Source organism: Pseudomonas sp. TWR1-1-3 (assembly GCF_049896805.1).
Taxonomy (GTDB): Bacteria; Pseudomonadota; Gammaproteobacteria; order Pseudomonadales; family Pseudomonadaceae; genus Aquipseudomonas; species Aquipseudomonas bubulae.
Genome location: NZ_JAFCUZ010000007.1, coordinates 78,204 through 91,947 on the forward strand (window position 1 = coordinate 78,204; position 13,744 = coordinate 91,947).

Annotated in this window: 10 protein-coding genes; 8 read left to right on the forward strand and 2 right to left on the reverse strand. The window is 58.0% G+C overall.

The window, feature by feature from the left end:
- Positions 1-67: 67 nt before the first annotated feature.
- Positions 68-826 (reverse strand): methyltransferase domain-containing protein, encoded by a 759-nt coding sequence (locus ACP7BE_RS22170; RefSeq protein WP_426107291.1) that lies wholly within the window; start codon positions 824-826, stop codon positions 68-70.
- Between the two features lie 109 nt (positions 827-935).
- On the opposite strand from ACP7BE_RS22170, the gene gloB reads away from it, so the two are divergent.
- The 8 genes from gloB (at position 936) to fabI (ending at position 11,558) form a co-directional block, all read left to right on the forward strand.
- The gene (gene gloB / locus ACP7BE_RS22175) at positions 936-1,715 is read left to right on the forward strand and encodes a hydroxyacylglutathione hydrolase (RefSeq protein WP_426107293.1); all 780 of its coding nucleotides are present in this window, start codon (positions 936-938) and stop codon (positions 1,713-1,715) included.
- A 97-nt stretch (positions 1,716-1,812) separates the two neighbouring features.
- Positions 1,813-3,213, forward strand: a complete 1,401-nt coding sequence (locus tag ACP7BE_RS22180) for a transglycosylase SLT domain-containing protein (RefSeq protein WP_426107295.1) — start codon at positions 1,813-1,815, stop codon at positions 3,211-3,213.
- Positions 3,214-3,393: 180 nt separating this feature from the next.
- Positions 3,394-5,199, forward strand: a complete 1,806-nt coding sequence (locus tag ACP7BE_RS22185; RefSeq protein WP_426107373.1) for an extracellular solute-binding protein — start codon at positions 3,394-3,396, stop codon at positions 5,197-5,199.
- Entirely contained in the window at positions 5,196-7,037 is a 1,842-nt protein-coding gene (locus ACP7BE_RS22190) for an extracellular solute-binding protein (RefSeq protein ID WP_095001703.1), read from the forward strand. The genes ACP7BE_RS22185 and ACP7BE_RS22190 overlap by 4 nt, the downstream gene beginning before the upstream one ends.
- On the forward strand, positions 7,038-8,111 hold the full coding sequence (locus ACP7BE_RS22195; protein WP_095019319.1) for a microcin C ABC transporter permease YejB: 1,074 nt from the start codon (positions 7,038-7,040) through the stop codon (positions 8,109-8,111).
- Between the two features lies 1 nt (position 8,112).
- Positions 8,113-9,132, forward strand: coding sequence for an ABC transporter permease (locus ACP7BE_RS22200; protein ID WP_095019320.1), 1,020 nt, complete (start codon positions 8,113-8,115; stop codon positions 9,130-9,132).
- A gap of 1 nt (position 9,133) precedes the next feature.
- The gene (locus tag ACP7BE_RS22205; protein ID WP_426107298.1) at positions 9,134-10,744 is read left to right on the forward strand and encodes an ABC transporter ATP-binding protein; all 1,611 of its coding nucleotides are present in this window, start codon (positions 9,134-9,136) and stop codon (positions 10,742-10,744) included.
- Positions 10,745-10,763: 19 nt separating this feature from the next.
- Complete coding sequence (gene fabI, locus ACP7BE_RS22210) at positions 10,764-11,558, forward strand: enoyl-ACP reductase FabI (protein ID WP_016782317.1); 795 nt, start codon at positions 10,764-10,766, stop codon at positions 11,556-11,558.
- Positions 11,559-11,798: 240 nt separating this feature from the next.
- Here the strand turns inward: fabI and ACP7BE_RS22215 are convergent, their stop codons facing one another.
- On the reverse strand, positions 11,799-13,670 hold the full coding sequence (locus ACP7BE_RS22215) for a SurA N-terminal domain-containing protein (RefSeq protein ID WP_095020905.1): 1,872 nt from the start codon (positions 13,668-13,670) through the stop codon (positions 11,799-11,801).
- Between the last annotated feature and the right edge of the window lie 74 nt (positions 13,671-13,744).

Below are 13,744 nucleotides of genomic sequence, written 5' to 3' on the forward strand. Positions count from 1 at the left end.
GCTGCTTATGGCCTGACCATCAGCAATGGCCAGCACCTGAGCCGGGCAAACCCGGCCCAACATAAATTTAGGAGTCTGTGTGGCGCCGATTGACCTTGGCCATCTGCAAGGGAATCAGCTTGCCCATCGGTTCCCGGCGCATCGGGTTGACAGGGCGCAAGCCCACCACCATTTTGCGAGCAACCAATACATAGAAGCCGCCACCTGCCAATTGCCAGCTACCGGCCTTGCGTTCCCAGCCGGACAAGCGGCTTTGCCACACTTTGGAAGCAAGCGGCGGACGATAGCACCCGAAGCGGCGTTTCTCCAGCGCAAAGCCCAGCAGGTTCAGCCAGTCGGCGACCCGTGAAGGTGAGATACAGCGTGCCTTGCGCAGGGCATCCTTGGCGATGACATGGCGCAAGCCCCAGCTGCTCCAGGGGTTGATCCCGACAATCAGCAGGTGCCCGCCAGGGCGTACGCTGCTGGCCGCTTCGCGCAACAGACCGTGGGGCGACAGACAGAAATCCAGCCCGTGCTGCAGCACCACCACGTCGGCAGCGTGCTCGCACAATGGCCAGGCCTGTTCTTCGCAGATGATTTCAACACCCGGTAATGGCGCGCCCAAGCGTACGTTGCGCTGAACCTGCGGGGCCTTGGGCGGGGTGTCGGCAGCAGGGCCGTAATGCACCAGATAGCCGCCGAAAAAGCGTCCCAGCTCGTCCTCAAGCACCCGTTGCTCATCTTCGAGCAACAACTGCCCATGGGGGCCAGACAGCCACTCACGCGCCGAACTGATCAGTGCCAGCCACTCAGGATCAGCCTGAGCCAATGCTTTATCGGTCATTGCTCCTCCAACTCGCCCTTTATCTGTCGCAAGCCCTGACGACGCGACTCGCAATAAAACGTCAACAGCCCCTAAGATGCGCCATTGTTTCACACTTGGGAATTGCACCATGTTACAGATCGACGCCCTGCCCGCCTTCAACGACAACTACATCTGGTTGTTACAGGACACTACCCAAAAGCGCTGCGCCGTGGTCGACCCGGGTGATGCCGTGCCTGTTCTGGAGTGGCTGGCCAGGCACCCGGACTGGGTCCTCAGCGACATTCTGATCACCCATCACCATTTCGATCATGTAGGCGGTGTCGCGCAACTTCACGCACACACTAACGCGAAGGTCTGGGGGCCGGCGCTTGAGACCATACCGGCCCGACAAGTGGCACTCAACGACGGCGACCGCATCGAGGTACTGGGCCTGGAGTTCCAGATCCTGCTGGTACCCGGCCATACGCTTGGGCATATCGCCTACTATCACCAAGACCCGACGGCGCCCCTGCTGTTCTGTGGCGACACCCTGTTCGCCGCGGGTTGCGGCCGACTGTTCGAAGGCACCCCGGAACAGATGCATCACTCCCTGACTCGCCTGGCCGCGCTGCCCGCCCACACCGGCGTGTACTGCACCCACGAATACACCTTGAGCAACCTGCGCTTCGCCCAGGCCGTGGAACCGAACAACCCGGATATTGCCGCGCGTGTAGCGCAAGTCACGCAGTGGCGGGCTGAAGGTCGTATCAGCTTGCCATCATCTATGGCACTGGAACTACGCACAAATCCCTTTCTGCGAGTCCACGAAACATCTGTTAAAGAAAAAGCTGACGAGTGGAACTCCCGCGACAACGACTCGCCCAGTGCGGTCTTTGCCAGCCTGCGCAGCTGGAAAGACAGGTTCTAAAAACGGCCGCGGTCAGAACAAAAATTCTCAACAGTTGACCGCGCCCCCCCTGCTTTCTAGAATCCCCCGACATTTTTTCCTGACTTTTTTCAAAACAATGTCGTCATTTAAATGTAACTCCATCAATTCAGACGCATTGACGCGCATGGTCAAAGCCATTGCGGTGGCTGTCTGCGCCACGCTCGCGGGCTGCCAGTCCATGGATCATTCGGCGCAGACCACGGAGCGGGCCAGCCTTAAAATCGCCAAACGCATTCCCCAGGATCCACTCTGGCTCAGCCAGAAGCCCAGCCCCCTCCCCCCTCAAGATGTGTGGGAGCGCATGCGCCAGGGTTTCAAGTTGCAGGACGGCCAGAACGTCAACCCCCGAATTGAACAACAGCGCCTGTGGTTTGCGAGCAACCCGTCGTTTCTCGAGAATGCGGGCGAGCGCGGCAGCCTTTATATCCACTACATTGTAGAGCGCCTCGAAGAACGCAATATGCCGCTGGAACTGGCCCTGCTGCCAGCCATTGAAAGCGCCTACAACCCAATGGCGTATTCACATGCAAATGCGGTCGGGCTCTGGCAGTTCATTCCGTCGACAGGCCGCTACTTCAACCTGCGTCAAACCCGTGCCTACGATGGTCGCCGTGACATTACCGCCTCGACGCTGGCAGCCCTGAACTACCTGAACCGTCTGCATGACATGTTCAACGGCGACTGGCTGCTGGCCCTGGCGGCCTACAACGCTGGCGAAGGTACCGTCAGCCGGGCCATCGAGCGCAACGAAAAGCTCGGCCTGCCGACCGACTACTGGAACCTGCCACTGCCGCAGGAAACCAAAGACTACGTGCCAAAACTGCTGGCCCTGTCACAAGTGGTTCTGGCCCCTGAAGCCTACGGCATCAACCTGAACCCGATCGCCAACGAACCCTACTTCGAAATGGTCGAGATCAAACAGTCCATGGACCTGTCCCGCGTGGCAGCCCTGGCCGAAATCGACGAAGACGAAATGTTCCAGCTCAATCCGGCCTACAAACAGCGCGCCACCACCGATGGCCCCCAGCATCTGCTGGTACCTACGGCCAAAGCTCAGCTGTTGACTGCCAGCCTGTCCAATCTCAGCTCCGACCAACTGGTCAGTCTGCGCCCCAACAAGCCGGTATTTGACAAGGTTGCAAGCACATCCCCAGCTCGCCTGAACCGCAAGTACAGGGTCAAGAGCGGCGACAACCTGACCCTGATTGCCAAGGCCAACAAGGTCAATGTCAAAGACTTGCAACACTGGAACAAACTCAGCGGCAACAACCTCAAGGCCGGCCAGGTCCTGGTGATGCAGGACACACGCAAGCCCTCGGGCAAAAAGCCGACCCAATACAAGGTCCAGAAAGGCGACTCGCTGTATATGGTTGCCAAGCGTTTCAACGTTGAAATGCAGCATCTCAAGCGCTGGAATCCAAACAGCGCAAAAGCCCTCAAGCCGGGGCAAATGCTGACCGTTTCCAAACCCCGATAAGCACAGCGCTGACATCCCCGCGGGCAAGCTGATTCCTACACAAAAGTAGGCCGCAGCTTGCCCGTCGTGCTTACCAGCGTGGCCTTTTTCCTACAGATACAAGCTGTTACTGTACGGAAACCTTAAGCCCAATGCCTGGATCGGATCTCTGACTTGACGCGTCCCCTCCTTACGCTATTTATCTGCCTGGCCTTGAGCTTCACCGCCAGCGCAAACCTGAGCGAAAGCCACGGTTATGCGCAGTTCGGCACACTCAAGTACCCCGCCACCTTTACCCATTTCGACTGGGTAAACCCTGACGCCCCCAAGGGCGGCACCTTGAAGGTCATGGCGTTCGGCACGTTCGACACGCTCAACCCCTACACCTTCAAAGGCACCAGCCCGGTTTCGACTCCCAACTTCCTGCAGTACGGGGTCAATGAACTCAACGAAACCCTGATGGCCGGTACGGGCCAATATGCCCCCTCCGGCGATGAGCCAACATCCAGCTATGGTTTGATCGCTCAATCAGTGGAGTACAACGAGGACCGCAGCTGGGTCGTCTTTAACCTGCGACCCGAAGCCCGCTTTCATGATGGGACGCCGATCACTGCCTACGATGTTGCCTTCTCCTACGACCTGTTACTAAAAGAAGGTCATCCGCAGTACCGCACCAATCTTCAGGAAGTCCAGCGGGTCGATATCCTGGGCCCCAAACGAATTCGTTTTGTCTTCAAGCGCTCAGGCAACCCGTTGCTGATTTTGCGCCTGGGCGAACTGCCCGTGTTGCCCCAGCATTACTGGGTAAAGCGCGACTTCAAAGCCACCACCTTCGAGCCACCGCTGGGTAGCGGCCCCTATCGCATTACCCGGGTTACCCCCGGGCGCCAACTGGTCTTTGAGCGCGTCAAGAACTGGTGGGGCGCCAACCTGCCGGTCAACCGCGGCAAATACAACTTCGACCGGGTTGAAGTGGAGTTCTACCGCGACAGCGATGTCGCCTTCGAGGCGTTCAAGGCCCGCGAGTTCGACATTTACATCGAGCACCAGGCCAAGAACTGGGCCAATGGCTATAACTTCCCGGCGGTACGCCGCGGCGATGTCATCAAGGCCGAAATTACCCACCAGATCCCGACACAAACCCAGGGGCTGTTTATGAACAGTCGCCGCGCCACCTTTGCGCAAAACAAAACCCGTGAGGCCCTGGGCCTTATGTTTGATTTTGAATGGACCAACCGCACCCTGTTCAACGGCGCCTACCAGCGCGCCGTGAGCCATTACCCCAACAGCGAATTCTCGGCCAGCGGCATTCCCCAGGGGCATGAGTGGCTGATGCTGTCACCCTGGCGCAGCCAACTACCGCCCGAACTGTTCAGCCAGGCCTTTACCTTGCCGCAAACCGACGGCCGCGGCATCCCCCGCGCAACTCTGCGCCAGGCACTGGCACTGCTGGATGAAAGCGGCTGGAAACTGTCGGGCCAGCGCCTGGTCAATAGTGAAGGCAAACCCCTGCGTTTCGAAATATTACTGGTAAACCCGAACCTTGAGCGCATCCTGCAACCCTATGTGGAGAACCTGGCCAGTATTGGCGTCGATGCCCGGCTGCGCACCGTGGATCGCGCGCAATACAAGCAGCGCCTGGACCAGTTCGATTTTGACATGATCCTGATGACCCTTGACCAGACCCTGAGCCCCGGCCTTGAACAGTGGCAGTACTTCCACTCCAGCCAGGCCAACGTCAAGGGCAGCAAAAACTATGCAGGGGTAGCCAGCCCGGTGGTGGACCAACTGCTCGAGCGCCTGCTGGCCGCACGGACCCGCGACGAGCAATTGTCTGCCGGCCAGGCCCTGGACCGCGTGTTGCTTTGGCAGCACTACATCATTCCCAACTGGTATCTGAACTATCACCGCCTGGCGTACCGCAACCGGTTCGCCTTTGTGACTACGCCGCCCTACACCCTGGGCCTCAGCGCGTGGTGGCTTAAGCCTACGGAGAAAAAACAATGATGCCTTTGCGTACATGGCTAAAGCCCCTTGCCAGCTTGTTGTTTGCCGGTTTTGCCTGCACGGCCATGGCCGCTCCCCAGCATGCCTTGACCCTCTATGACGAGCCGCCGAAATATCCTGCCGACTTCAAGCATGTCGACTACGTCAACCCGCAAGCCCCCAAGGGCGGTACCTTTCGCAAGTCTGCGCTGGGCAGCTTTGACAGCCTCAACCCGTTTATCAATAAAGGCGTGCCAGCCGACGACATTGATCTGACCTTCGATACCCTGGCCCGGCAAACCCTCGACGAGCCTTTTACGTCCTACGGCCTGATTGCCGGGAAAATCGAGAAAGCCCCGGATAACAGCTGGGTGCGGTTTTACCTGCGCCCGGAAGCGAAGTTCAGCGATGGCCATCCGATTCGCGCCGAAGATGTCGTGTTCAGCTTCGATACCCTGATGAAAAGTGGCTCGCCGCTGTACAAGGGTTATTACAGCGATGTCGACCAGGCCATCGCGGAAAACCCGCTGCAAGTGAAATTCACCTTCAAGCACAACAAAAACCGTGAACTGCCGCTAATCCTTGGCCAGCTCCCGGTTCTGCCCAAGCACTGGTGGGAAACCCGCGACTTCAACAAGGGCAACCTGGAAATCCCGCCCGGCAGCGGCCCCTACACCATCGCCGAGATCAAGCCCGGGCGCTCGATCCGCTACGAGCGCAACAAGGACTATTGGGGCAAGGACCTGCCCATCAACAAGGGCCTGTACAATTTTGATGCCATCACGGTCGATTACTTTCGCGACAACAGCGTTGCCTTCGAAGCCCTCAAGGCCGGTCAGTTTGATTACTGGCTGGAGATCAGCGCCAAAAACTGGGCCGGAGCCTACAACTCTCCGGCATTTACTCAGGGCCGCCTGAAAAAAGAAGAAATCCGCAACCACAATCCAACAGGCATGCAGGGATTTGTCTTCAACCTGCGCAGGCCAATGTTCCAGGATGTGCGCGTACGCGAGGCACTAAGCCTGCTGTTCGACTTTGAATGGGCCAACAAGCAACTGTTCAACGGTGCCTATGCGCGCACTGGCAGCTACTTCGAAAACTCGGAAATGGCCGCCAAGGCGCCGCCGACCGAAGCTGAACTGGCCATTCTGGAGCCCTTGCGCGGCCAGATTCCCGAGCAGGCATTCAGCCAGGTGTTCAAACCCAGCGTCACCGACGCCAGCGGCATGATTCGCGAGCAACAGCGCCGCGCCTACCAACTGCTGCAAGACGCCGGCTGGCGCATCGTCGATGACAAGATGGTCGACGCCCAGGGCAAGCCGGTGAAGATCGAATTCCTGCTGGCACAAACCGAATTCGAGCGCATCCTTCTGCCGTTCAAGCGCAACCTCAGCGACCTGGGCATCGATTTGCAGATTCGCCGGGTCGACACCTCCCAATACCTCAACCGCCTGCGCTCAAGGGATTACGACATGATTGTCGGCAGCTTCCCGCAGTCCAGCTCACCCGGCAGCGAGCAGCGCGAGTACTGGGAATCACAAAGTATCGACAAACCCGGCAGCCGAAACTTTATCGGCCTCAAGGACCCGGCCATCGACCAGTTGACCGAGGGCCTGATCAACGCCGAGTCACGGCAAAGCCTGATCAACCATGCCAGGGCGCTGGACCGTGTGTTGCAGTGGGGCTTCTACGTGATCCCCAACTGGCATATCAAAACCTGGCGCGTGGCCTACTCGAACCATATCGGCCATCCCGAAGTTACGCCCAAATACGATATCGGCACGAACACCTGGTGGGCCAAACCTGACGCAAAACCTGCACCCTCTACCAAACCTTCAAGCGCGAGCCAGGAGCCTTAAATGCTGGCTTATATTTTCAGGCGACTGCTGCTGATCATTCCGACACTGTTCGGGATTCTGTTGATTAACTTCATCATTATCCAGGCGGCCCCCGGCGGCCCGGTTGAACAGATGATCGCCAAGCTCGAAGGCTTTGACGGCGCCACCAGCCGCATCGCCGGTGGTGGTTCGGAAGTATCGGTGGCTGGCTCCAACTACCGTGGCGCCCAAGGGCTGGATCCGGAACTGATCAAGGAAATCGAAAAGATGTACGGTTTCGACAAGTCGGCGCCGGAACGCCTGTGGATCATGATTAAAAACTACGCCCGACTGGACTTCGGCGAAAGCTTCTTCCGCGACGCCAAGGTCATCGACCTGATCAAGGAGAAAATGCCGGTCTCCATCTCGCTGGGGTTGTGGAGCACCCTGATCATGTACCTGGTGTCGATCCCCCTGGGGATCGCCAAGGCCACGCGCCACGGCAGCCACTTTGATGTCTGGACCAGTTCACTGATCATCATCGGCTACGCCATCCCGGCCTTTCTGTTTGCCATCCTGCTGATCGTGCTGTTTGCCGGGGGCAGTTACCTGGACTGGTTCCCCCTGCGCGGCCTGACGTCCAACAACTTTGACGAACTCAGCCTGGGCGGCAAGATTCTCGATTACTTCTGGCATCTGGCATTGCCCGTTACGGCACTGGTTATCGGCAACTTCGCCACCATGACCCTGCTGACCAAAAACAGCTTTCTCGACGAGATCAACAAACAGTATGTCGTCACTGCCAAAGCCAAGGGCCTGACCAACCACCGGGTGCTCTATGGCCATGTGTTCCGCAATGCCATGCTGCTGGTTATTGCCGGTTTCCCGTCGGCCTTTATCGGAATTTTCTTTACCGGCTCACTGCTGGTCGAAGTGATTTTCTCCCTCGATGGCCTGGGCCTGATGAGTTTCGAGGCTGCTATCAATCGCGACTACCCGGTTGTCTTCGGCACCCTGTTTATCTTTACGCTGGTCGGGCTGGTGGTGAAGCTGATCGGTGACCTCTCATACACCCTGGTCGATCCGCGTATCGACTTTGAAAGCAGGGAGCATTGAGATGAAGCTATCCCCCCTCAATCGACGCCGTTTTGCCCGTTTCAAAGCCAACAAGCGTGGCTGGTGGTCGCTGTGGATCTTCCTGGTGCTGTTCGGGCTCAGCCTGAACGCCGAGTTCATCGCCAACGACAAACCGCTGGTGATCAATTACGACGGGGAGTGGTATTTCCCGGCGCTCAAGCGCTATCCAGAGACCGACTTCGGTGGAGAGTTCCCCCTCGAAGCCAACTACAAAAGCCCGTATATCCGTGAACTGCTGGCCAAGAAAGATGCCTGGGTTGTGTGGCCACCCATCCCCTACAGCTATCAAAGCATCAACTACGACCTGAAAGTCCCTGCCCCTGCACCGCCCTCCGCCGAGAACTGGCTGGGCACCGACGACCAGGGCCGCGACGTGCTGGCCCGAGTGATTTATGGCTTTCGCATATCGGTGCTGTTCGCCCTGACCCTGACGGTACTGAGCTCCATCATCGGCGTGATCGCCGGGGCCTTGCAGGGCTTTTATGGTGGCTGGGTCGACCTGGCCGGTCAGCGCTTTCTGGAAATATGGTCAGGCTTGCCCGTGTTGTACCTGCTGATCATTCTCGCCAGTTTTGTGCAGCCCAATTTCTGGTGGCTGCTGGGCATCATGCTGCTGTTCTCGTGGATGAGCCTGGTGGACGTCGTGCGCGCCGAATTCCTGCGTGGGCGCAATCTGGAGTATGTGCGCGCAGCCCGCGCCCTGGGCATGCAGGACATGGCCATCATGTACCGCCACATCCTGCCCAACGCCATGGTCTCCACCATGACCTTTATGCCGTTTATCCTCACTGGCGCCATCGGCACCCTCACTGCTCTGGACTTCCTGGGCTTCGGCCTACCCCCGGGCGCGCCGTCGCTGGGCGAACTGGTGGCCCAGGGCAAGTCCAACCTGCAAGCGCCCTGGCTGGGCATCAGTGCATTCGCAGTGCTGGCCATCATGCTCAGCCTGCTGGTGTTTATCGGTGAGTCCGCTCGCGATGCCTTCGACCCGAGGAAATAAGATGACGCAGGACAATCTGATCGAAGTGCGCGACCTCAGCGTCGAGTTTGTAGCGGGTGACACACCGCAGCGGGTGGTGCAAGGCGTCAGTTTTGATATCAGGCGCGGCGAAACCCTGGCCCTGGTGGGCGAAAGCGGTTCGGGCAAATCGGTGACCGCGCACTCGATCCTCAGGTTGCTGCCCTACCCCCTTGCACGCCACCCCAGCGGCAGCATCGCCTACGGCGGCCAGGATTTGCTCAGCGTGGACGAGAAAAAGCTGCGCAACATTCGCGGCAACCGCATTGCGATGATTTTTCAGGAGCCCATGACCTCCCTGAACCCGCTGCACAGCATTGAAAAACAAATCAATGAGGTGCTCGGCATTCACAAGGGGATCACCGGCAAGGCCGCCACCCTGCGCACCCTGGAGCTTCTGGAGCTGGTAGGCATACCCGAGCCTCACAAACGCCTCAAGGCGCTGCCACACGAGCTCTCAGGGGGTCAGAGACAGCGCGTGATGATCGCCATGGCCCTGGCCAATGAACCCGAACTGCTGATTGCCGACGAACCTACCACCGCCCTGGACGTGACCGTTCAGCTTAAAATCCTCGACTTGCTTAAGGATCTGCAAGCCCGCCTGGGCATGTCGTTGTTACTGATCAGTCACGATTTGAACCTTGTACGAAGAATTGCGCATCGCGTATGTGTCATGCAGCGCGGTTCAATCGTCGAACAAGCATCGTGCGAGCAGCTGTTCCGTTCGCCGCAGCATCCTTACACCCGGGAACTGCTCAGCGCAGAGCCCAGCGGAGGCCCGGCCAGCACCATTGCCGGTCCGCCATTGCTGCAAGTCGAGGACCTGAAGGTATGGTTCCCGATCAAGAAAGGCCTGCTGCGCAAGACCGTCGATTACGTGAAAGCGGTGGACGGTATCAATTTCAGCTTGCCCCAGGGGCAGACCCTGGGGATTGTGGGTGAAAGCGGATCGGGCAAATCAACGCTGGGCCTGGCGATTTTGCGTCTGATTGCCAGCAAGGGCCTGATCAGCTTTGAAGGCAAACGGCTAGACTGTCTGTCACAGAAAGAAGTCAGGCCATTGCGACGGGAAATGCAGGTGGTATTCCAGGACCCGTTTGGCAGTCTCAGCCCGCGCATGAGCGTCAGCGAGATTGTCGGTGAAGGGTTGCGCATTCACCGTATGGGCACCGAAGCGGAACAGGAAAGTGCAATTATTGAAGCCTTGCGAGAAGTAGGTCTGGATCCGGAAACCCGGCACCGTTACCCTCACGAGTTTTCAGGCGGACAACGGCAAAGAATCGCCATTGCCCGCGCACTGGTGTTAAAGCCGGAGTTGATATTGCTGGACGAGCCAACCTCTGCGCTGGACCGCACAGTACAACGCCAGGTTGTTGAACTGCTGCGCTCACTGCAAGCCAGGCACAACCTGACGTATTTGTTTATCAGCCATGACCTGGCTGTCGTCAAAGCGCTGAGCCACCAATTGATGGTGGTCAAGCATGGCCAAGTGGTCGAACAGGGTGATGCGCAAAGTATCTTTGCCTCACCGCAACATCCATATACACAACAGCTGCTGGAAGCCGCCTTTTTGGCACCAGTGGCTGTCGATTAACCTGATAGAGGAACAACACATGGGTTTTCTCACCGGTAAGCGCGTACTGATCGTTGGTGTCGCTAGCAAATTGTCCATCGCTTCTGGCATTGCTGCCGCCATGCACCGTGAAGGCGCCGAGCTGGCTTTCACTTATCAGAACGAAAAGCTGAAAGGTCGTGTTGAAGAATTCGCCGCAGGCTGGGGTTCGAACCCTGAGCTGTGCTTCCCTTGCGACGTTGCCAGCGATGAAGAAATCGCCAAGGTCTTCGAAGACCTGAGCAAGAAGTGGGACGGTCTGGACTGCATCGTTCACTCCGTAGGTTTCGCTCCTGGCGACCAGCTGGATGGCGATTTCACCGACGCCACCACCCGTGAAGGCTTCCGCATCGCTCACGACATCAGCGCCTACAGCTTCGTGGCCCTGGCCAAGGCTGGTCGCCCGATGATGAAAGGTCGCAACGGCAGCCTGCTGACCCTGTCCTACCTGGGCGCCGAGCGCACCATGCCTAACTACAACGTGATGGGCATGGCCAAGGCCAGCCTGGAAGCCGGTGTACGTTACCTGGCAGGCAGCCTGGGCCCTGAGGGTACTCGCGTTAACTGCGTATCGGCAGGCCCGATCCGTACCCTGGCAGCGTCGGGCATCAAGAACTTCCGCAAAATGCTGGCGGCCAACGAAGCGCAGACTCCACTGCGTCGCAACGTGACCATCGACGAAGTCGGCAATGCCGGCGCCTTCCTGTGCTCGGATCTGGCATCGGGCATCAGCGGCGAAATCATGTACGTAGACGGTGGCTTCAACACTACCGCCATGGGCAGCCTCGAAGAGTAAACCCTTCGTTACAAGCGCTACTCAAAAACGCCCGGTGCAGAGATTGCATCGGGCGTTTTTTTGCCTCGCGACAATCTCTGGGAGATGATCTGTGAGGGCGGGCTTGCCCGCGAAACAAACGACGCGATACGTCAGACAGAGCGCATGGATGCCATCGCGAGCAAGCCCGCTCCCACAAAAAAACCAGCGCAAAAAAATGGCCGCTCAATGAGCGGCCATTTTTAGCGAAGCAGGCTGAACTTAGTAGCGCTCAACCTTGGCTTCGTTTTCCAACTGCTTGCGGTAGGCAGCAAAGTCTTGCTGGCCAACACGCGAAGCGAGGAAGCGGCGATACGACGCTTTCTCTTCTTCAGTCGGCGCTACTGCATCGTTGACGCCGTTCAAACGCAATACAACCACAGTGCCATCTGCCAGGGTGACACTGCTGAATGTCGGCTTGTCCTTGGCTGCAGGTTTCGGCATGCGGAATACCGCTTGCAGCACGGCAGGATCAATACCTTCCTGACCACGGGCAACCGCTTCCTGGACCTTCCACGCCTGACCATCAACCGGCTGGTTCAACGGCAGTTTGCCATCGCGCAGCTCTTTGATGATTTCTTCGGCACGGGCTTTGGCCGCAGCACTGGCGTGCTCCTTGACCAGTTGCGCACGAATGCTCGAGGCAACAGCCTCCAGCGGCAACTGCTCAGGCTTGCGGTGCTCCTTGACGCGCAACACCACTACGGTCTCAGGGTCCAGCTCCAGGGCTGTACTGTTCGCGCCCTCATCCATCACTTCGGTGCTGAATGCGGCCTGAATCACAGCGCGATTGGCGGTGACACCCTCGCCCCCCTCGCGACCAAATGGCGCAGAGGTATGCACAGTCAGCTTAAGCTCTTGAGCTGGCTGAGCCAGATCGGACGCTTCAAATGCCGAGTCTTCCAATTGCTTGGTTGCATCGACAAACAGGCGTTCAACCTGCTGGGTTTTCAGGTCATGGGTCAGCTTGTCTTTCAGGCTGGCAAAGCTCGGCACTTCAGGTGCTTCAACACCCAGCAGCTTGATCAGGTGATAACCGAAGCTGGTGCGTACCGGCTCCGAAACCTGGTCCTGCTTCAACCCATAAACAGCCGTTTCGAACACAGGATCGTAAACACCAGGGCCTGCGAAGCCCAGGTCACCGCCATTGGCAGCCGAACCCGGATCCTGGGAGAACTCCTTGGCCAGAGCTTCGAAGCTTTCACCTTTGGCCAGACGCTGCTGAATCTCGGCGATCTTGGCTTTGGCCTGCTCGTCGCTGACCTTGTCGTTCACTTCGATCAGGATATGCGCAGCGCGGCGCTGTTCGGCCAGGTTGGCGATTTCCTTTTGATACAACGCTTGAAGCTCATCATCCTTCACGGCTACCTGGTCAAAGAAAGAAGATTTCTTCAACTCGATATAGTCGATCACGACCTGATCAGGGGTCATGAATTCCTTGGCGTGCTCGTCGTAGTAAGCCTTGATTTCGTCATCGCTCAGTTTCACCGCAGCCGGGTCGGCCTTGATGTTCAGCGAAGCGAAATCACGGGTTTGTTTCTCAAGACGGGCGAACGCATTCACCTGTTCGTCGGTCACGAAACCACTGCCCGCCAGACCGGCACGCAGCTGACCAATCAGCATTTCTTCGCCCAGCATGTTACGGAACTGCAAGCGACCGTAACCCAGTTGACGGATCACCTGGTCGAAACGCTCAGGGCTGAATTTGCCGTCTTCCTGAAATTCAGGAGTCAACAGAATGACTTGGTCCAAAGCGGCTTCAGAAAACGAAAACTTCGCGTCTTTGGCGCCTTGCAGCAACAGCTTGCGATCGATCAACCCTTTGAGGGCCGCTTCACGCAGCATTTTTTCATCCAGCAACGACGAGTCGAAATCCTTGCCCAACTGCTGCAGCAGCTGCCGGCGTTGCATATCGACGGCCTGGCTCAGTTCAACCTGGGTGATTTCTTCACCGTTAACCTTGGCAGCATCCTGGCTGGTAGAGGTGGCTTGAAAAATGGCATCGAAACCGGTCAACGCCATTAACGCGACGATGACACCGATGATGGTCTTGGCAATCCAGCCTTGTGAATTGTCCCTGATATTTTGCAGCATGCTTCCCCCAGAAACGGTCTTGCATAATGAGCAACCGTGGAGCGTGGGTAGAGTCCGGATAGAAGAAAGGCGCA

Coding starts and splice junctions, on each gene's coding strand:
- ACP7BE_RS22215 (WP_095020905.1), bottom strand. CDS start 13,670: ATGCTGCAAAATATCAGGGACAATTCACAAGGCTGGATTGCCAAGACC.
- ACP7BE_RS22170 (WP_426107291.1), bottom strand. CDS start 826: ATGACCGATAAAGCATTGGCTCAGGCTGATCCTGAGTGGCTGGCACTG.
- ACP7BE_RS22205 (WP_426107298.1), top strand. CDS start 9,134: ATGACGCAGGACAATCTGATCGAAGTGCGCGACCTCAGCGTCGAGTTT.
- gloB (WP_426107293.1), top strand. CDS start 936: ATGTTACAGATCGACGCCCTGCCCGCCTTCAACGACAACTACATCTGG.
- ACP7BE_RS22200 (WP_095019320.1), top strand. CDS start 8,113: ATGAAGCTATCCCCCCTCAATCGACGCCGTTTTGCCCGTTTCAAAGCC.
- ACP7BE_RS22195 (WP_095019319.1), top strand. CDS start 7,038: ATGCTGGCTTATATTTTCAGGCGACTGCTGCTGATCATTCCGACACTG.
- fabI (WP_016782317.1), top strand. CDS start 10,764: ATGGGTTTTCTCACCGGTAAGCGCGTACTGATCGTTGGTGTCGCTAGC.
- ACP7BE_RS22190 (WP_095001703.1), top strand. CDS start 5,196: ATGATGCCTTTGCGTACATGGCTAAAGCCCCTTGCCAGCTTGTTGTTT.
- ACP7BE_RS22180 (WP_426107295.1), top strand. CDS start 1,813: ATGTCGTCATTTAAATGTAACTCCATCAATTCAGACGCATTGACGCGC.